A 19,092-nucleotide genomic window follows, 5' to 3' on the forward strand; every position below is an offset into this window, starting at 1 on the left:
CCATCCAACCTCACAAGGAAACCCCATGTCCCTCGCATCTGCAACCGAAGCCATCCGCGCCAAAGTGGGCGCCGACAGCGGCCTCAACGCCACCCTGAAGTTCGACATGGGCGCCGACGGCGTCATCGTCATCGACGGCGCCAGCACGCCCAACAGCGTGAGCAACGACAACACCGATGTGGACTGCACCGTGGGCATCACGCTGGAGAACCTGCAGGCCCTGCTGGACGGCGACCTGGAACCCGCCACCGGCTTCATGGCCGGCAAGCTGAAGGTCAGCGGCGACATGGGCGTGGCCATGCGCCTGCAACGTGTCATTTAAGACCGTGGCCACCGCCGCCGAGGTGGCAGACGCGCAGGCGTTTGTCGCCTCCCACCGCGACGAGGGCACGGCCGAGTTGTTCGGCATCACCGAGTTGTGCCGGGAGTTCGGCATCACGCTGCGCGCGCTGCGGTTTTACGAAGACAAGGGCCTGCTGGCGCCCCGCCGAGTCAACGGCGCCCGCGTCTACACCCGGCGCGACCGTGCGCGGCTGGCGCTCATCCTGCGCGCCAAGGCGATTGGCTCACCGCTGTCCGAGATCAAGCGTTACCTGGATTTGTATGGCGACCACGGCGAAGGCCGCACCCAGCAGCTGCAGTACGTCATCGACCGCACCGACGCCGAAATTGACGACCTGGAGAAAAAACGCGCCCAGATTGACGCCACGCTGGCCGAGCTGCGCGTGATCAACACCAGCTGCCGTGGCCACTTGGCCGAACGCGATCGCACAGGCAAAAAACAAGCCAAATAGGCCTCTAGCCCACGTAGATACTGCGCAAGCAGCTCCTAAAACAGGAGCAACCCGCACAACCCATGAGGCGACTTACTTCCCCAGCAAGCCCTTGAACAAGTCCTTGGCCTTGTCGCGCACGGCCTCTTCGGCCTTGGCCTTGATCTCCTGCTTCTTCTCTTCCACCTTGGCCTTGGTCGCGTCCTCCAGCATGGCACCGTACTCGATCTTGTAGCTCAGCGCGTCGAACGGGCCGGTCAGCCGCACAGGCACCGTCAGGCCCTTCAGCTGGCCCAGGTCTTTGCCACCCTGGCCTTCGCCGCTGGCCACCACCGTGGCCTTGGCCAAGTAGTTCATCTGGCCTGCGCCCACATCAATGTCGCCCGCGCCGCCCAGGCGGATGAAGGGAGACTTCATCGCCAGGTCCTCGTTGTGCGCCACGCCGTTGGCAATCTTGAAGCTGCCAGTCAGCTCCGAGAAGTCGGTCTTCTGGTTGGCATTGGCGGCCTGTGTGCTATCGGCCTGGCCCAGCTTGGCTTTTATGTCGCGCAGGCTTTGCGCCAGGTTGATGCCTTTGACGGCGCCGTCTTTCAGCGCCAGCGATGCACTGCCGCCCAGCGCCTTCTTCATGGCCGTCACCGTGTCTCCGCGGGTATTGATGTCCAGCGCCACATTGCCCCGGCCTTCCAGCAGGTCCTTGGCCACCAGGTCTTTCATCAGCGGGTTGATGCTCACACCCACCAGCGCCTGCTTGATAGCCACCGCATTGCCATTGGCGTTGACCGACAGGCTGCCGCTGGTGCTGCCCTCGTACAGGTTCAGCGACAGGGGTGCCACGTCCAGCTTGCCACCGGCCAGTGCCAGCTTGGCGTTGATCTTCTCCAGCTTCAGGTTGGATACCTGCAGCGCGCCAATGCGGATGGCGCCGTTCACGTTGTGGCCCTTCAGCGCACTCAGGTCAATAGGCGCTTCTTTGCCCGCGGCAGCCTCTTTGGCGGGCGCCGTGGTGGCGGGCTTGGGTGGCAGGTATTTGTCCACGTTGAGCTTGTCCACGTCCAGGTCAAACGCCAGCACCAGCGGCGCGAACTTGGCCACCTTCACGCTGGTGGCAATCTTGGATTCGTCAAACTGCGTGGCCAGCTCCAGCGCCGCGGTCTGCTGCAGCGCGTCCACTTTCAGGCTGCCGTTGATGGGCAGGCTCACGCTCTTCATGGGCATGCTTGGGTGGGCCAGGTCCAGGCTGCCGGCCAGCTTGGCCAGCGCCACGCTTTGCCCGGCCACGTTCACCGCCACGGGCGAACTCAGCTGCCCCTTGATGGCCGCGTCGCCCGCCTTGGCATCCAGCTTGAGCGCCAGGCTGGCAATCTTCAGCGCATCGGCATTGCCTTCCACGCCATTCAGCACCAGGTTCACCGTCGCATTGCGACCCGCGCCCTGCAGCGTGGCGGACAGCGTGATGGCCTCACCCCCCGATTTCTCGGGCGACAGGCTCAGCTTGGGTGCATCCAGCGCCAGCGTGAATGCATCGGTGCCGCTTTGGCCCTTGGCCGACAGGCTGAGCTTGTCCACCGCGGCCGTCTTCTTGCCCGTGTCGGCCAGCACCTGGCCGGTGGACAGGCTCAGGTTCGACAGTGCGGTGCTGGTGCCTGCCTTCTCATCGCGCCACGTCAATTGGGCGTTGGCAATGCGGATGCTGGAAATATCAATCTGCAGGGGATCGGCTGGCTTGGCAGGCTCAGCGGGTTTGCCAGCCTCGGGCGCGGTGGGCTGGCCCAGCAGATCGGCAATGTTCAGCGTGCCGTCTTTTTTCTTCACCAGAGTGAGCTTCAAGCCCTCGATGTCCAGCGCACGCACCTGCACCTGCTTGCTCAGCAGCGGCATCAGCGCCACCGAGATGCGGGCCGATTGCAGCGCGGCAAATTCGTCTTTGCTCGCGTGCTCGGACAAGGTCACGCCGTCCAGCTGAATGCCTACGTTGGGCCAGACAGAGAGCTTGGGCTGGCCCGCAATCACCAGCGTGCGCTGCTTTTGCTCCAGCACCGTGCGGCTGATCTCGGCTTTGATCTTGTCGCCGTCAAACAGGGCGTAGAGCACCCCCACGGCAAGGGCCAGCAGGCCCACGATGGCAATGACAGCAATACCGACAACGCGAAGCGCCTTCATGGAGAGTCCTTGTGCAGAGGGATGAACCCGATGCGGACCATTCTATTTCTGCAGTGCGCGCCGGCCCATCACCGCATGTGCGGTATTGCCCAGTAACGCTTTGTAATTGCTGGCACAACGCTTTGCCAAAACGCGCTTTTGTCAGACAGCCTTCACATGCGCAGGGCACACTGTGCGCATGGGATACCACAACGCACCCGAGTGCGGCGTCGGCACACACAAGGACTGACGACATGCGCATCAAAAACAGTTTCTGGAATTTTTTGGGCCCCGAGCCCGTGGAGAGCCCCGAGGACGCCCTCGAGAAAATCCGCAACGCCATGCTCAGCGTGGTGCGCAGCTATTGCCGCGCGACGGACTTTCACCTGGAGTTCAAAATCAACTACGCCCGCGACGCCGGCGAACTCTGGTACCTGCGCTCCGCACTCATGCAAGCCCTGTGCGACCACCAAGGCGAAACCCGCGCCCAAACACTGATGGTGGGCGTAACCACGCTGTTTGTGGGGCAGCACCCGGCGGCAGCGGGGTCGAAGTTGAACAAACCTGGGCGCTAGAGACACGCACCGTTCGCCCAAACAAAAAGCCTGCGACTCCAAAGAGTGGCAGGCTTCCTAGCATCGTATTCCAATGGAATGGTAGGGCGTCACGGACTTGAACCGTGGACCAAAGGATTATGAGTCCTCTGCTCTAACCAACTGAGCTAACGCCCCAACCGAAGCGCGGATTGTACCGGGGCGGCGCAGGCCTATTTGTGGTGGCTCAGCGCGTTGCTGACCAGCTTGGAGGTGATGTCCACGATCTGGATCATGCGGTCGTAGGCCATGCGCGTGGGGCCGATGACGCCCAGCGTGCCGACCACCTTGCCATCCACCTCGTATGGGCTGCTGACGATGGACAGGTCTTCAAACGGCACCACCTGGCTCTCGCCGCCAATGAAGATGCGCACGCCTTCGGCCTGGCCGGCCACGTCCAGCAGGCGCATAAGCTGGGCTTTTTGCTCAAACAAATCGAACGCGCGGCGCAGGTGGCCCATGTCGCTGGAAAAGTCAGACACCGACAGCAGGTTGCGTTCGCCCGAAATCACCACCTCGTCCTGCGATTCGTTGATGGCCTCGGAGCTGGCGTGCACGGCGGCCTGCATCAGCGTGGCGATCTCTCCGCGCAGGCTGTCCACTTCGTTTTGCAGGCGCTTGCGCACTTCTTCAATCTCCAGCCCGGCGTAGTGGGTGTTCAAGAAGTTGGCGCCCTCCACCAGCTGGCTTTGGGCGTAGTCCACCTCGGTGTAGATGACGCGGTTTTGCACATCGCCATCGGGTGAGACGATGATGACCAGCAGGCGTTTTTCGGACAGGCGCAAAAACTCGATGTGGCGAAAGGCCGAGGTGCGGCGCGGCGAGATGACCACGCCGACAAACTGCGACAGGTTGGACAGCAGGTTGGCCGCATTGGACAGCACGCGCTGCGGCTGGTCGGGTGCCAGGCTGTGCGCCTGGAACTGGCCCGGCTGCACGGTGAGCATGGTGTCCACAAACAGGCGGTAGCCGCGCGCGGTGGGAATGCGCCCGGCGGAGGTATGGGGGCTGACGATGAGGCCCAGCTCTTCCAGGTCCGACATGACGTTGCGGATGGTGGCGGGCGAGAGTTCCAGGCCCGAGGCCTTGGACAAAGTGCGGCTGCCAACGGGCTGTCCGTCGGCGATGTAGCGCTCTACCAGCGCTTTCAGCAACAACTTGGAACGATCATCGAGCATCGGTCCATTCTAGTGATCTATTTAGTGTCTAATTTGCGGATGTTGTCCAAATTCCGACAGGTCGCGCTCATTGGCAAGTACCAATCCACGGGGGCCCGCGCCGTCGGTGCCTCCTCGCGCGAGTCGCTGGACGAGATAGCCCATTTCCTCATGGACCAGGGCTGCGAGATCGTCATTGAAGCCAACACCGCCACCAACACTGAGTTGACCGGCTACACCACCATGGACGTGGCCGGCATTGGCGCCAGCTGCGACCTGGCGCTGGTGGTGGGCGGAGACGGCACCATGCTGGGCATAGGCCGCCAGCTGGCCCAGTACAAAGTGCCGCTGATCGGCATCAACCAGGGGCGGCTGGGCTTCATCACCGACATCCGCTTCGAGCAGTACAAAACCACCCTCTTGCCCATGCTGGCCGGCCACTACGAGCTGGATGACCGCAGCCTGATGCATGCCCGCGTGATGCGTGATGGGCACTGCGTGTTCTCCGCCTTGGCGATGAACGATGTGGTGGTAAACCGCGGCGCCACCTCCGGCATGGTGGAGTTGCGCGTGGAGGTGGATGGCAACTTTGTGTCCAACCAGCGGGCGGACGGCCTGATCATCGCCACGCCCACGGGCTCCACGGCCTATTCCATGTCGGCCGGCGGGCCGCTGCTGCACCCCGCCATCCCTGGCTGGGTGATGGTGCCGATTGCCCCCCATACATTGTCAAACAGGCCGATAGTCCTTTCCAATACTGCGCGGATAGCTATCGAAATCGTAGCAGGACGCGATGCCAGCGCCAACTTTGACATGCAGAGTCTGGCCAGCCTGATGCACGGCGACCGCATCGAGGTGACGCTGTCGGAGCACCGGGTGCGCTTCTTGCACCCCAAGGGCTGGACCTACTTTGACACCCTGCGCCAGAAAATGCATTGGAATGAAGGAGTGGCCTGAACCATGGCCTTGAAGCGAATCGTCCTGCGTGACTTTGTGATCGTCAGCGAGCTGGAGCTGGACCTGGAGTCCGGCTTCTCCGTGCTGACCGGCGAGACTGGCGCGGGCAAGTCCATCCTGATCGACGCGCTGCAGTTGGTCACCGGCGCACGCGCTGACACCGGCGTGATCCGCGAGGGTGCGGCACGTACCGATGTGTCCGCCGAGTTTGACCCGGCCCCCGGCGTGCAGGCCATCCTGGATGACGCAGGTTTTGAAGCCGGCGACACCCTGCTGCTGCGCCGCACGGTGGACACGCAGGGCAAAAGCCGTGCCTGGGTGAATGGCAGCCCCGCCACCGCCCAACAATTGCGCGCCATTGGCGAACAGCTGCTGGACATCCACGGCCAGCACGCCTGGCAAAGCCTGACCCGCCCCGAGGCCGTGCGTGGCCTGCTGGACGCCTATGCCAAGGTGAACACCGCCACACTGACCCAACTGTGGACCACCTGGCGCCACACCCAAGCCGCGCTGGCCCAGGCCACCGAAGCGCAAGACTCTTTGCAGCGCGAACGCGAACGCCTGGCCTGGCAAATTGGCGAGGTGGACAAGCTGGCGCCCCAGCCCCACGAGTGGGACGAGCTCAACACCAGCCACAGCCGCCTGTCCAACGGCCAGGCTCTGCTGGACGCGGCCGAAGGCGCCGTCAACCTGCTGGAAGACGACGACAGCAGCGCCCTGCGCCCGCTGCACGCCGCGCTGCAGCTGCTACAGGCCCAGGCGCATCTGGAAGCCGAATTCAAAGACCCCGTGGAGGCGCTGACCTCCAGCCTGGCGCAGGTGGAAGACGCGGTGCACACCCTGCGCAGCTACGCCCGCCGCACCGAGCTGGACCCCGACCGCCTGGCCGAACTGGACCAGCGCATGGCGCTGTGGGTGAGCCTGGCGCGCCGCTACAAGCGCCCGCCCGAAGAGCTGGTGGACGTGCTGGCCGCGTGGAGAACCGAGCTGGCCGCGCTGGACGCTGCCGCTGATCTGGACGGCCTGCAAGCCGCCGAGCGCAGGGCCCAGGCCGCCTACCTGGCCGAGGCCAAGAGTATTTCCAAACAACGCGCCAAGGCCGCGCCGCTGCTGGCCCAAAGCATCACCCAGGCCATGCAAGGGCTGGGCATGCAGGGCGGGCAGTTTCAAGTGGCGCTGGAGCCGCTGGCCCAGCCGCAGCAGAGCGGGCTCGAAGACGTGCAGTTTCTGGCCGCGGGCCACGCCGGCAGCACGCCGCGCCCCGTGGGCAAGGTGGCATCCGGCGGCGAGCTGTCGCGCATGGCGCTGGCCATTGCGGTCACCACCAGCCAACTGGGCACGGCGCAAACGCTGATTTTTGACGAGGTGGATTCGGGTGTGGGCGGCGCCGTGGCCGAGACCGTGGGCCGCCTCATGCAACAACTGGGGAGCGACCGCCAGGTGTTGGCCGTGACCCACCTGCCCCAGGTGGCTGCCTGCGCGGACCACCATCTGGTGGTGTCCAAAACCCTGCAGGGCAAGGCCACACTCAGCACCGTGGCCGCCGTACACAGCGAACAGCGCGTGGGCGAGATTGCCCGCATGCTGGGCGGCGAAAAACTCTCCAGCACCACCCTGGCCCACGCCAAGGAAATGCTGCAGGCAGGCAGCTGAATGCCCACCGCCGCCAACGCCATGGAGATTGTGCTGATCACCGGCATGTCGGGCTCCGGCAAATCCGTCGCGCTCAACGCGCTGGAAGACGCGGGCTTTTACTGCGTGGACAACCTGCCGCCCGAGCTGCTGCTGCCCTTTGTAGAGCTGGAGCAGCAGCACAACGCGCCGCGCATCGCCATTGCCATGGATGTGCGCAGCGCCACCTCGCTCCCCCTGGTGCCCCAACAGCTGGCCGCCGTGCGTGCGCTGGGGGTGGTAGTCAAGTCCCTGTTTCTGGACGCCACCACCGACACGCTGGTGCGCCGCTACTCCGAGACGCGGCGCAAACACCCACTATCGCAAAACAGCTCGGACCACGGCGAGCGCGATGAGCGCCGCGCGCTGGTGGATGCGATTGAGCTGGAGCGCGAACTGCTGGCTGACCTGCGCGAGCAGGCGCATGTGATCGATTCCAGCATCATCCGCCCGTCGCAGTTGCAGGGTTACGTCAAGGAACTGATCGCTGCACCGGGCCGGCAACTCACACTGGTGTTTGAATCGTTTGCCTTCAAGCGCGGTGTGCCCACCGATGCGGACTACATGTTCGACGTGCGCATGCTGCCCAACCCGCACTACGACCCCGAACTCAAACACCTGACCGGGCGCGACCAGCCGGTGATTGACTTCCTGCAAGCGCAGGCCGATGTGGACCTGATGCTGAACCACATCAGCCAGTTTCTGGAGAGCTGGTTGGACGCCCTGGTGCGCGACCACCGCAGCTACGTGACGGTGGCCATTGGCTGCACCGGCGGGCAGCACCGTTCGGTCTATCTGGTGGAGCAACTGGCCCAGCGCTTTGGCAACAGCTGGAGCACGCTCAAGCGCCACCGCGAGATGGATGCCCTTCAGTCCGGTCTAGGCTGATTTTTCCAGCAGCTTGCGCACCGGCGCAGGCAGGCCCGCAGCGGCCCACTCGGCTGGCAAAAACCAGGCACCCGCTCCTAAATCAATAGCTTCTTGCGCAATATCCACGCGGGCTGCGTGCATAAAAAGGTCTTTGTGCGTGAGCACGTGGGTGAATACCGGCAACATCTCCAAGCGGTTGGCGGCCTGGGCTGGCAGCGCCGCACGCAAGGCGTTTTCGCTGTCAAACAGGGGGAAGCACTGCAACCCCGCCCACACGCCAGGCGTGGGCCGCTTGGCCAACCACACCGCGCCGTCGGCGCGCTGCACCCACAGCAGCCACAGGCCTTGGCTGCTGCGCTTGAGCTTGCGGGTGCGCACGGGGTAACGCTCAGGGTCGCCCGCCTTGGCGGCTTCGCAGTGGCGCAGCACGGGACACAGCAGGCAGCTAGGCTTCTTGGGGCTGCACACGGTGGCGCCCAAATCCATCATGCCCTGGGTGTAGCGCGGCATGTCCGTCGCTGCATGTTTGGCGATGGGTAGCAGGCCCGTGGCCACATCCCACAGCTTTTTCTCGTTGGCAGAAGACGCCAGGTCCGCGTCAAAACCCAGCACACGCGTCACCACGCGTTTCACGTTCGCATCCAGAATCGCCACGCGCTCACCAAAGCACAGCGAGGCAATGGCCGCGGCGGTAGAGCGGCCTATGCCGGGCAGCGTGGTCAGCGTGGCGGCGTCCCGCGGGAACTGGCCGCCGTGCAGCTCCACCACCAGCTGCGCGCAGCGGTGCAGATTGCGCGCACGGCTGTAATAGCCCAGGCCGCTCCACAGCCCCATGACCTCGTCGCTGCTGGCGGTGGCCAGGTCTGCCACCGTAGGGCAGCGCTCCAAAAATTTGGCGAAGTAGCCGATAACGGTGACCACCTGCGTCTGCTGCAGCATGATCTCGGACAGCCAGACCCGGTAGGGGTCTTGGGTGTTTTGCCAGGGCAGCGTGTTGCGGCCATGCTGTCGCTGCCAAGCCACCACTTGGGTGGCAAAGTTGCTACCCGCCACGCTCAGGCGATGACCACGTCCACCGAGGAGCTGGCGGCGGCCACAGCCAGCAGCTTGGCAGCGTCCTGGGCGGCAATCAGGTAGGCGGTCAGTTCGGAAAGCTTGGTATCCAGCTGGTCCAGCGCGGCTTCCTGCTGCCCGATCTCGCCAATGCGGTCGTCCAAACCCCCTGCGGCCTGCGAGATGCGGTCAATGGCTTCTATGCGGCGGGCAAAGTTGCGGCGGCGTTCGCGCAGCTGGGCGTCCAGTTGGGCAGCGGCCGACTTGCTCCACAGCTCCACCTCGCCCAGCGCGTTTTCGTGCACCGAGCGCAAGCGGGTGGACAGCGCGCGCACCAGCCGGTCGGAAAACTCGGGCTGGGCCAGCTTGAAGGCATTGCCCACGCCCAGGTATTGCAGGTGGTTGCGTTCGATGGTGTCGAGCTCAGCCATGAAGTGGACCATGGCCGGTTCAGCCGGCGCCTGCAGCGAGAAGCCGTACTCCCCGTTGAGCAGCTTGAAGCTGGCCACCAGCATGCTCTGAATTTCGGCGCACAGGGTCTGCACTTTTTGCAGATTGCCGCGCAGGCGATCAAAGGTCTCGCCGTAGGCACGCTTCACGCCCAGCTTTAGGCCTTTTTGCATCAGCGAGTCGTTGAGCTGCGCCATTTCTTTTTTGAGCGCGCTGGAGCCCAGAATGCCAAAGACCTCGCGCAAAAGTCTGAGGTGCACCGAGCGCACGGCATGGATCTTGGCACCGCCCTGGTCAAACTCCGCCTGCTCCTGCGAGATGCGGTTGCGCATGTGCTTGATGACGGTGGCGTTCTTGCCCTGCAAGCCCTTGAGCTCCATGGTCTGCTCTGTCAGGTCGCGCTTGCGGATGTTGATCACACGGCCAGTCTCGGTGCGCAGGCCAGTGATGCCATCGGCCATGGCCGCACCCAGAATCTTCTGGCGCTTGCCCATCATGCCGCGACCCAGCACGTCCTCCAACAGCGGCAGGCAGCTGCGCTTGAGCAGTTCGTCGTCCTCAGTGACCTTGGCCACCAGGCCCTTTTGGGCCGACACGGCAATCACCTTGTCTTTGGGCAGTCCTAAAATCTCGGCGGTGCTGGCCTTTTGGCGCTCAATCTGGGTCTGGATCTGGGCGGGTGTGCTCAGCGCGTCCCACAGCGTGTCAATCTTGTTGAGCACCACCAGACGCGCATCGGGGTCGGTGGACTCGGTGATCAGGTGTTCGCGCCAAATGGCCAGGTCGGACTTGGTGACACCGGTGTCGGCACCCAGCATAAAGACCACGGCATGCGCCTGTGGAATCAGGCTCACGGTCAGCTCGGGTTCGGCGCCGATGGCGTTGAGCCCGGGGGTGTCCAGAATCACCAGGCCCTGTTTGAGCAGGGGATGGGCAATGTTGATGAGGGCGTGGCGCCACTTGGGCACCTCCACCATGCCCTGGGCGTCTTGCAGGGGGTTGTCTTCGGGGGCCTGGCTGTGCCAGAAACCCAAAGCGCGGGCTTCGTCCTGCGTGACCTTGCGGGTCTCGGCCACTTTTTCCAGGGCCTTGGCCAGTTGCTGGGGGTTGTTCACATCCAGGTCGATGCGGGTCCACTTCTCGGGCGCCATGCGCCACTCCATCAGCGCTTGCGGCTGCAGGCGCGTCTCAATCGGTAACAGGCGCAGGCAGGGCGGCACATCGGCGTCGTAGCCCATTTCGGTAGGGCACATGGTGGTGCGGCCCGCGCTGGCTGGCATGATGCGCCGGCCATACCCTGCGAAGAACAGGGCGTTGATCATCTCGGATTTGCCGCGCGAAAACTCGGCCACAAAGGCGACCATGACCTTGTCGGACCGCACCTGGCCTTCAAGGCGGCGCAAGCGCTCTTCCACGCCAGCGTCCAGCAGGTCGTGGTCTTTCATCCACTCCCCCAGCAATTTCAGGCGCAAAGCAAATTCACGGCGCCATGTGCCATGCTGGTCAAACTGATCGTTAAATGAAGTAGCCAAGAATCCCCCGTGGAATCATTCAATATAGCACTGACGCCCCCAAGCGGCGCTCAGGGTTTTTGACAAGTGGGGCAGAAGAACGTGGAGCGCTGCCCCTGCCGAATACTCCGAATCGCCCCGCCACAGACCCTGCAGGGCTCGCCTTCACGACCATACACCATCGCCTCCAGCTGAAAGTAACCGCTTTCCCCCTTGGCGTTGGAGAAATCCCGCAGGGTGCTGCCCCCTTTCTGCACCGCACGGGCCAGCACATCGCAGATGGCGGTGTGCAACTTGGCCAGGCGCGGCTTGCTGACCTTGTTGGACGCCGTAGTGGGGCGGATGCCCGCGAGAAACAGGGCCTCGGACGCATAAATATTGCCGACACCCACCACCACCTCACCAGCCAGCAGCACCTGCTTGATGGGCGCCTTGCGCTGTGACATGGCCCATTGAAAATCGGCCAGCACAAAGTCCTCGCCCAGCGGCTCCACGCCCAGGTGGCCCAGCAGCTTCTGCGCAGCCGGGTCGGCTTCGCCAGCCGCAAACACCACCGCGCCAAAGCGGCGCGGGTCGTTCAGGCGCAGAGTCCCGCGGGTGGTGACGAGGTCAAAGTGGTCGTGTGTGCCGGGCGGCGGCATGCGCCCGCCAAAGGCCACGCTGCCCGACATGCCCAGGTGCACCAGCAGCAGGCCCGCATCCAGGTCCAGCAGCAGGTATTTTCCGCGCCGGCGCACCTGCAGCACGCGTTGCCCCACCAGGTGGTCCGGGTCGCAGCCCAGCGGCCAGCGCAGGGGCTTGCCCAGGTGCACGGCCTGCACCTCACCACCGGCGATGCGGTCGGCAAAACTCAGGCGGGTAACTTCAACTTCGGGTAATTCAGGCATGGGGCCTTCTGGCTATTCGGGTTGGATTATTATGGTCCGATGAACCCATCCAAACGCCTTGTTTCCCTGAGCATTCTGGTGGCCTGTTTGGGTCTGGGACCCTTGACGTGGGCTGCGGAAGCAGAGCCGGTACAAAACTCTGAACTCAACCGCGAACTTTTTTACCAATTGTTACTTGGCGAGTTGAGCGCCAACAACGGTGACGCCGGCAATGCCTACGCCCTGATGTTGGACGCGGCACGCAAAACCAACTCTGAAAAGCTGTTTGAGCGCGCCGTGGAACTGGCCTTGCGCGCCCGCAGCGCCGACGCTGCACTGGACGCCGCCCGTGCCTGGCAGCGCGCCCTGCCCGCCTCCAAAGAAGCCAACCGTTATGTGTTGCAAATCCTCATTGGGATGAACCGGGTCAGTGACACGCTGGAGCCGCTCAAGCGCGAACTGGCCGGCAGCGCCGGCAAAGAGCGCATTGCCGCCATCAGCCTGCTGCCACGTTACTTTGCGCGGGTCACCGACAAGGCCCTGGCTGCACAGCAGGTAGAACAGGCGCTGGCACCCGACTTGGGCACCAAGGCCACAGGCCCCGCGGCCTGGGCCGCTGTAGGCATGCTGCGCCTGGGTGCAACCCATACCGAAACCGCGCTGGAGGCAGCCCAGCGCGGTGCGGCGCTGGACAACCAGTCTGACGAAGTGGCCATCTTGGCGCTGAACCTGATGGAAGCCAGGGTGGCACAAGCAGAGCCCTTGCTGCGCAAATACCTGGACGGCAAGCCCATGCCCGAGCTGCGTATGGCCTATGGCCGCAAGCTGATTGACAACGCACGTTACGCCGAAGCCCTGATGCAGATGCAAACGCTGACCCAGCAGGCGCCGGCATTTGCCGATGGCTGGCTGGTGAAGGGCTCGCTGGAGCTGCAAGACAAAAAACTGGGGGATGCCGAGGCATCGCTCAAGCAATACCTGCAGCTTAGCGCCCCCCAGGAAGCCGCGTCGGACGACACCGAAACCGGGCGTGGCATGGTGCAAGCATTGTTGTTGCTGGCCCAGGTTGCCGAGCAAACCCAGCGCCCCGAGGAAGCCAGCGCCTACCTGGCCCGCATCAACAGCCCGCAAGACGCCCTGCGTGTGCAAACCCGGCGCGCCACACTGCTAGCCCGCCAGGGCAAGCTGGACGAAGCCCGTGCCCTGATCCGTGCCACCCCCGAAACCCAGGCCGATGATGCCCGCGCCAAACTCAGCACCGAGGTGCAACTGCTGCGCGACTTCAAACAATTCAGCGCCGCCTACCAATTGCTGCAGGAAGGTGTGCAGCGCTTCCCCAAAGACGTGGGCATGGCCTATGACCTGGCCATGCTGGCCGAGAAGCTGAACAAACTGCCCGAGATGGAACAGCTGCTGCGCCGAGTGATTGCCGAGCAGCCCGACTACCACCACGCCTACAACGCGCTGGGGTATTCGCTGGCGGATCGCAACCTGCGCCTGCCCGAGGCACGCCAGCTCATCACCAAGGCGCTGGAGTTTGCGCCCAACGACCCTTTCATTGTGGACAGCCTGGCCTGGGTGGAGTTTCGCAGCGGCAACCTCGGCGAGGCCAAACGCCTACTGGAACAGGCCTACGCCAACCGCCAGGACGCCGAGATTGCGGCGCACCTGGGTGAGGTCCTGTGGGCCATGGGGCTGCGCGATCAGGCCAACGCCCTGTGGCGCAAGGCCCTGGACGAAAACAAGGACAACGACACCCTGCAGGAAACCGTGCGCCGCCTGCGTGGCGCGCTGTGATGCAGCGCTGGGGCTGGGCGGGCCTGCGCCTGTGGTTTTTTTTTGCTATATTTTTGATAGCTGGTTGCGCAACATCCACAAAAGATTCAGGCACATTTGATGCCAAAAACCATTGGCAGGGGCGTATTGCCATCAAGGTCTTAAGTACGCCACCCCAGGCCTTTTCTGCGGACTTTGAACTCGACGGCCAGGGCGAAGCCGGCACCCTGGCTCTGTTCTCGCCACTGGGAACCACGGTGGCGCAGATGCAATGGGCACCCGGTTTGGCGCAGCTGCGCAATGGCGGTGAGGTGCGCAAGTTTGAGTCACTCTCGGCCCTGGCCCAGCAGGCCACCGGCACCGAATTGCCGGTGACTGCGCTGTTTGACTGGTTGCGTGGCACCGCCACCCCGGCACCCGGCTGGGACGCCGACCTGAGCCAATTGCCCGAAGGGCGCCTGCAAGCACGCCGCAGCGCAGACAGCGCTCCCGCGGTGGAACTCAAAATCCTTCTGGAGCGCTGAACGCACCCAGTGCTGCACCGATAATTCGGGCATGCAGTCGCTCTACGACATTCCCGCCCCGGCCAAACTCAACCTGTTTTTGCACATCATCGGGCGGCGTACCGATGGTTACCACCTGCTGCAATCGGCCTTCATGCTGATTGACTGGTGTGACACCCTGCACTTTGCACGGCGCAGCGATGGTCAGATCAGCCGCGAAGACCTGAACGTGCCCCTGCCCGCCGATGACCTGAATGTGCGCGCTGCCCGCGCGCTACAGCAGGCCACGGGCTGCACACAGGGCGCACACATTGGCGTTTTGAAATCCATACCGGCCCAAGCAGGCATGGGCGGCGGCTCTTCGGATGCGGCATCCACGCTGCTGGCGCTGAATCGTTTGTGGAACCTCAAACTCTCGGTGCAGCAACTCTCGGTGATTGGTTTAGCGCTGGGTGCCGACGTGCCTTTTTTCCTGAGTGGTGGCCATGGCTGGGTCGAAGGCATTGGTGAGAAAATCACACCGCTGTCCCTGCCCGCTGGACGATGGGCGGTGGTCAAACCCGATGCGGGTTTGGACACAAAGTTGATTTTTTCTGATCCGGAGTTGAAACGCGACTCAGAGCCTGCTACAATCACAGGCTTCGCTGCAGACGCCGCCGGAAAAACACAAATACCATTTGGGTTTGGCCGAAATGACTTGCAAGCCGTTGCCCAAAAGCTGTGCCCCGGTGTGAATCAAGCCCTTCAGTGGCTCGATGACAAGGGTTTAAGCGGCAGGATGACAGGCTCTGGAAGTGCGGTGTTTGCGCACTTGCAGCACGACATCGATGTGGGAAATATGTTGATGGATGCGCCTGGTGAGCTTCAAGTCAGGTTGTGCAGCAGTTTGGATGTTCATCCTTTGTTGGGGTGGGCAAACAGCGACGGCAAAATTAAGGTTTAGCGGTGGGCAGCATTGCGCTGTTAACCTGTGTAGGGGAGTCGCCAAGTTGGTTAAGGCACTGGATTTTGATTCCAGCATGCGAAGGTTCGAATCCTTCTTCCCCTGCCAAATTGCTGTTCGGGACACATCCCGCTTCAGCATGCGCATAGTGACGACATAAACCCAATCTCTTCGCTGGATCCCACATGCAGGCATTCACTCCCCCTGATTTCATGGTTTTCACTGGCAATGCCAATCCTGGTATGGCCGCTGACATTGCAAAACACCTGGGCATTTCCCTGGGTGCCGCCACTGTCGGTCGTTTCTCGGATGGTGAAGTCACCGTCGAGATCAACCAGAACGTGCGGGCACGTGATGTGTTTGTGGTGCAAAGCACTTGCGCGCCCACCAACGAAAACCTGATGGAACTGCTGATCATGGTGGATGCGCTCAAACGTGCATCGGCCGAACGTATCAGCGCCGTGATCCCCTACTTTGGTTATGCGCGCCAAGACCGCCGCCCCCGCTCCAGCCGTGTGCCCATCACCGCCAAGGTGGTGGCCAACATGCTGCAGACCGTGGGCGTGGCCCGCGTGTTGACCATGGACTTGCACGCCGACCAGATCCAGGGCTTTTTTGACATCCCGGTGGACAACATTTATGCGTCGCCCGTACTGCTGGGCGATCTGCGCCAAAAAAATTACGAAGACCTGATCGTGGTTTCCCCCGACGTGGGCGGTGTGGTACGTGCCCGTGCGCTGGCCAAGCAGCTCAACTGCGATTTGGCCATCATCGACAAGCGCCGCCCCAAGGCCAACGTGTCCGAAGTGATGCACGTGATCGGTGAGATCGAAGGCCGCAACTGCGTGATCATGGACGACATGATTGACACCGCCGGCACGCTGGTGAAAGCCGCTGAAGTGCTGAAAGCGCGGGGTGCCAAGAAGGTGTACGCGTACTGCACACACCCCATCTTCTCCGGCCCGGCCATTGAACGTATTTCCAGCGGCGACGCGCTGGACGAGGTGGTGGTGACCAACACCATTCCTTTGAGCGCTGCCGCCGCGCAGTGCACCAAGATTCGCCAACTGTCCGTGGCACCGCTGATTGGAGACACCATCCAGCGCATCGCCCGCGGAGAGTCGGTCATGAGTTTGTTCTCGGATCAAGACGCTTAAGTCGGATCGGGGCAAAAAGCCGACGCCGCTGACCCACCGGGTTGGCAGGCGTCTTTTTAAATCGGAGTCACACTGGTCGCGGTGGACTCTCACTGGAGTTAGATATGAAATTTGTCGCTTTTGAGCGCGCTAAGCAGGGCACGGGTGCGAGCCGCCGTCTCCGCATTACTGGCCGTACCCCCGGCATCGTTTACGGCGGTTCCGCCGAGCCTTTGTTGGTCGAACTGGACCACAACGCTCTGTGGCACGCCCTGAAGAAGGAAGCCTTCCACGCCTCCATCCTGGACATGGAACTGGCTGGCAAGGAAAGCAAGGTTCTGCTGCGCAACGTGCAGATGCACCCCTTCAAGCAATTGATCCTGCACATCGACTTCCAACGCGTGGAAGCCAACACCAAGCTGAGCATGAAGGTGCCTTTGCACTTCAACGGCGAAGAAAACTCGCCTGCCGTGAAGGTAGACGCTTGTTTGGTCAACCACGTCGTGACCGACCTGGAAGTGGCTTGCCTGCCTGCCGACCTGCCCGAATTCATCGCGGTGGACCTGTCCGGTCTGGTGAAGGGCAAGTCCCTGCACGCTGCTGACCTGACCATGCCCAAGGGCGTGACCGTAGTCACCCACGGCAAGGCCAACCCCGTGATCGTGGCCGTGGTGGCTCCGGTGGAAGAAGTGGTGGCACCTGTCGCCGCTCCTGTTGCTGACGCCAAGGGCAAGGGCAAAGGCAAGAAGTAATTCTGCCTTGCGCTAGTTCGCTGCAAACGGCCCACCTCGGTGGGCCGTTTGCTTTTGTGTTGCACGCTTTTTGTAAGCCATAATTTTCCCGATGATCAAACTGTTTGTTGGCCTGGGCAACCCCGGCCCCGAATACGACGCCACCCGCCACAACGCAGGCTTTTGGTGGGTGGATGCGCTGGCGCGCGAGCTCAAGGTCAACCTGTCCATGGACCGGGGTTACCACGGCCTGATGGCCCGCACCACGGTGCAGGGCCACACGGTGTGGCTGCTGGAACCGCAGACTTTCATGAACCTCTCGGGCAAGTCGGTCGGGGCGCTGGCACGTTTCTTCAAAATCCTGCCCAATGAAATTTTGGTGGCGCACGACGAGCTGGACATAGTTCCCGGCGAAGTGAAACTCAAGTTTGGCGGCAGCCACGCAGGCCACAACGGCCTGCGTGACATCCATGCCCAGCTCGGCACCGGGGACTACTGGCGCCTGCGTCTGGGTGTGGGCCACCCCGGTGTGAAGTCGGAGGTGGTGCACTGGGTGCTGAAGAAACCGTCGCTGGACCACCGGATTGCGATTGACCAGTGCATCGACCGCTCCATGAAGGCCCTGCCCCATTTGCTGGCCGGCGAGATGGACAAGGCCACCATGCTGATCCACACCAGCAAACCACCACGGCCCAAGCCTCCCCGGCCACCCGCCGATGCCCCGGCAACCGTGCCGACCATACCCTCTGTGGAGTAAACCTATGACCGTTTCGCTCAAGTTCGCTCTTATTTTGATAGCTGCTTGCGCAGTACCTACGGGGGCTATGGCCCAAAAAGTCTATAAATGTGGCAGCAGCTACAGCCAGATTCCGTGCCCGGATGGTGTGGCGGTAGAAGCGAGCGACGCCCGCACCAGTGCACAAAAAACCGCGGCCAACCAAACCAGCAAGAGCCAGGCGAAACAGGCCCAGGTGCTGGAAAAGGAACGGCTAAAAGACGAAGCCCAAGCCCGGGCCGCCGACCAGGCGATGGCCAAAGCCCACAGCAAAAAAGACCCCAGCGACAGCAAACCCGCCGCCAAGAAGAAAAGTAAAGAGCCCGAGTACTTCACCGCCAAACCGGTGCCAGCGCCCAAAAACTAAGGCCGCAACAGCGGCCTTGGGTTGGGGAAACATCGCCTCGCAGTGTCAGGTAGACGGTGTTGGCGCCACGGCTGCACTGCCCTGGGTTTGCAGGCGGCGGTACTTCTGCCACAGCGTTTCCTTGTCTTCCACAAACGCCGGGTTCACAGGAATACACGACACAGGGCAGACCTGCACACACTGCGGCTCGTCAAAATGCCCCACACACTCGGTGCACTTGTGCGGGTCGATTTCATAGATCTGCTCGCCCAGGTAAATCGCCTCGTTCGGGCACTCGGGCTCACACACATCGCAGTTGATGCATTCGTCGGTAATTAACAGTGCCACGGCAGTTCACGCTCCATGGCCCGATTATCGCCGCAGGCCCTTCAAAGCCCTTCTTGGTCCGCGGGTTTGACGATCACCACCGGTACCAAACTGGCGTGCAGCACCTCGTTGGAGACCGAGCCCAGCATGGCACTGCGCAGGGCACTGGCACCCCGCGCGCCCATGACCACCATGTCGCAGCCAAAACGCTCCGAAATATCGATCAGCGTGTGTGCCGGGTCGCCCTTGGCCACCTCGCACTCGTAGTCCACCCCGGCCGCATCCAGCAAGGCTTGGGCAGGCTGCAGCGCATGCAGGCCAGCCTCGGCACTCACTTGGTCAATCACATCCGGGTCGTGGGCCACCAGCATCTCGTACAGGCTGGCCGGCTCCTGCACATTGGCCAGCACGGCGGTCAGGGCCAGCCCGTCTTGCCGCATACGCAGCGCCAGGCGCACGGCTTCCATGGACAACTCCGAACCATCTACCGGTAACAGAACTTTCATGGCGAC

At 62.8% G+C, this 19,092-nt stretch carries 20 protein-coding genes and 2 tRNA genes; 14 read left to right on the plus strand and 8 right to left on the minus strand.

The genetic code is table 11. The annotated features are described in order from the left end of the window. Positions 1-25: 25 nt before the first annotated feature. Together AC097A_RS04825 and AC097A_RS04830 are read left to right on the plus strand one after the other, a co-directional pair. Complete coding sequence (locus tag AC097A_RS04825) at positions 26-322, plus strand: SCP2 sterol-binding domain-containing protein (RefSeq protein WP_315478793.1); 297 nt, start codon at positions 26-28, stop codon at positions 320-322. Next, entirely contained in the window at positions 312-794 is a 483-nt protein-coding gene (locus AC097A_RS04830) for a MerR family transcriptional regulator (protein WP_479619960.1), read from the plus strand. Before AC097A_RS04825 ends, AC097A_RS04830 begins: the two co-directional genes overlap by 11 nt. A 72-nt stretch (positions 795-866) precedes the next feature. Here AC097A_RS04830 and AC097A_RS04835 read toward each other — a convergent pair whose 3' ends face one another. Further along, positions 867-2,936, minus strand: coding sequence for an AsmA family protein (locus AC097A_RS04835; protein ID WP_479619961.1), 2,070 nt, complete (start codon positions 2,934-2,936; stop codon positions 867-869). Positions 2,937-3,169: 233 nt separating this feature from the next. Between AC097A_RS04835 and AC097A_RS04840 the strand changes: the two genes are divergently transcribed. Continuing rightward, a complete protein-coding gene (locus AC097A_RS04840; RefSeq protein ID WP_315848842.1) occupies positions 3,170-3,490 on the plus strand; it encodes a hypothetical protein in 321 nt (106 codons plus the stop codon). Positions 3,491-3,569: 79 nt separating this feature from the next. Here AC097A_RS04840 and AC097A_RS04845 read toward each other — a convergent pair. Beyond that, positions 3,570-3,646, minus strand: a tRNA-Ile gene (locus AC097A_RS04845). 35 nt (positions 3,647-3,681) lie between these two features. Next, positions 3,682-4,686, minus strand: coding sequence for a heat-inducible transcriptional repressor HrcA (hrcA, locus tag AC097A_RS04850; RefSeq protein ID WP_479619962.1), 1,005 nt, complete (start codon positions 4,684-4,686; stop codon positions 3,682-3,684). A gap of 39 nt (positions 4,687-4,725) precedes the next feature. Between hrcA and AC097A_RS04855 the strand changes: the two genes are divergently transcribed. The 3 genes from AC097A_RS04855 to rapZ are packed head-to-tail and all read left to right on the plus strand — an operon-like array spanning position 4,726 to position 8,181. Further along, positions 4,726-5,622 carry an NAD kinase gene (locus AC097A_RS04855; RefSeq protein WP_479619963.1) on the plus strand — a complete coding sequence of 299 codons (897 nt, stop codon included), beginning with the start codon at positions 4,726-4,728 and terminating at the stop codon, positions 5,620-5,622. A gap of 3 nt (positions 5,623-5,625) precedes the next feature. Further along, a complete protein-coding gene (recN, locus tag AC097A_RS04860; protein ID WP_479619964.1) occupies positions 5,626-7,275 on the plus strand; it encodes a DNA repair protein RecN in 1,650 nt (549 codons plus the stop codon). A gap of 21 nt (positions 7,276-7,296) precedes the next feature. Continuing rightward, positions 7,297-8,181, plus strand: coding sequence for an RNase adapter RapZ (rapZ, locus tag AC097A_RS04865; RefSeq protein WP_479620200.1), 885 nt, complete (start codon positions 7,297-7,299; stop codon positions 8,179-8,181). On the opposite strand, the gene mutY is transcribed toward rapZ, so the two are convergent. From mutY to mutM, 3 genes are read right to left on the minus strand one after another with little or no spacing between them, the layout of a single operon-like run. After that, on the minus strand, positions 8,173-9,222 hold the full coding sequence (gene mutY, locus AC097A_RS04870) for an A/G-specific adenine glycosylase (protein ID WP_479620201.1): 1,050 nt from the start codon (positions 9,220-9,222) through the stop codon (positions 8,173-8,175). The two genes, rapZ and mutY, sit on opposite strands and share 9 nt — an antisense overlap. Beyond that, entirely contained in the window at positions 9,219-11,198 is a 1,980-nt protein-coding gene (locus tag AC097A_RS04875; protein ID WP_479619965.1) for a dynamin family protein, read from the minus strand. The genes mutY and AC097A_RS04875 overlap by 4 nt, the downstream gene beginning before the upstream one ends. 50 nt (positions 11,199-11,248) lie before the next feature. After that, a complete protein-coding gene (gene mutM / locus AC097A_RS04880; RefSeq protein ID WP_479619966.1) occupies positions 11,249-12,064 on the minus strand; it encodes a bifunctional DNA-formamidopyrimidine glycosylase/DNA-(apurinic or apyrimidinic site) lyase in 816 nt (271 codons plus the stop codon). A 183-nt stretch (positions 12,065-12,247) separates the two neighbouring features. On the opposite strand from mutM, the gene AC097A_RS04885 reads away from it, so the two are divergent. The 8 genes from AC097A_RS04885 (at position 12,248) to AC097A_RS04920 (ending at position 18,274) form a co-directional block, all read left to right on the plus strand. Beyond that, the gene (locus tag AC097A_RS04885; RefSeq protein ID WP_479619967.1) at positions 12,248-13,840 is read left to right on the plus strand and encodes a tetratricopeptide repeat protein; all 1,593 of its coding nucleotides are present in this window, start codon (positions 12,248-12,250) and stop codon (positions 13,838-13,840) included. Next, the gene (locus AC097A_RS04890) at positions 13,840-14,343 is read left to right on the plus strand and encodes a lipoprotein insertase outer membrane protein LolB (RefSeq protein ID WP_479619968.1); all 504 of its coding nucleotides are present in this window, start codon (positions 13,840-13,842) and stop codon (positions 14,341-14,343) included. The genes AC097A_RS04885 and AC097A_RS04890 overlap by 1 nt, the downstream gene beginning before the upstream one ends. 31 nt (positions 14,344-14,374) lie before the next feature. Beyond that, positions 14,375-15,265, plus strand: a complete 891-nt coding sequence (gene ispE / locus AC097A_RS04895; protein ID WP_479619969.1) for a 4-(cytidine 5'-diphospho)-2-C-methyl-D-erythritol kinase — start codon at positions 14,375-14,377, stop codon at positions 15,263-15,265. Positions 15,266-15,296: 31 nt separating this feature from the next. Continuing rightward, a tRNA-Gln gene (locus tag AC097A_RS04900) sits at positions 15,297-15,373 on the plus strand. A gap of 77 nt (positions 15,374-15,450) precedes the next feature. Further along, entirely contained in the window at positions 15,451-16,422 is a 972-nt protein-coding gene (locus AC097A_RS04905; RefSeq protein WP_105261220.1) for a ribose-phosphate pyrophosphokinase, read from the plus strand. A 104-nt stretch (positions 16,423-16,526) separates the two neighbouring features. Then, positions 16,527-17,153: a 50S ribosomal protein L25/general stress protein Ctc gene (locus AC097A_RS04910; RefSeq protein ID WP_479619970.1), complete on the plus strand. Its 627-nt coding sequence runs from the start codon at positions 16,527-16,529 to the stop codon at positions 17,151-17,153. A gap of 91 nt (positions 17,154-17,244) precedes the next feature. Then, complete coding sequence (gene pth / locus AC097A_RS04915; RefSeq protein ID WP_479619971.1) at positions 17,245-17,889, plus strand: aminoacyl-tRNA hydrolase; 645 nt, start codon at positions 17,245-17,247, stop codon at positions 17,887-17,889. A gap of 4 nt (positions 17,890-17,893) precedes the next feature. Next, entirely contained in the window at positions 17,894-18,274 is a 381-nt protein-coding gene (locus AC097A_RS04920) for a hypothetical protein (RefSeq protein WP_479619972.1), read from the plus strand. A 45-nt stretch (positions 18,275-18,319) separates the two neighbouring features. On the opposite strand, the gene AC097A_RS04925 is transcribed toward AC097A_RS04920, so the two are convergent. After that, entirely contained in the window at positions 18,320-18,601 is a 282-nt protein-coding gene (locus AC097A_RS04925; RefSeq protein WP_105261224.1) for a YfhL family 4Fe-4S dicluster ferredoxin, read from the minus strand. A gap of 41 nt (positions 18,602-18,642) precedes the next feature. Further along, a complete protein-coding gene (locus AC097A_RS04930; RefSeq protein ID WP_479619973.1) occupies positions 18,643-19,086 on the minus strand; it encodes a universal stress protein in 444 nt (147 codons plus the stop codon). Between the last annotated feature and the right edge of the window lie 6 nt (positions 19,087-19,092).

The sequence above is a fragment of the Rhodoferax sp. XS2R6 genome, from assembly GCF_056521365.1.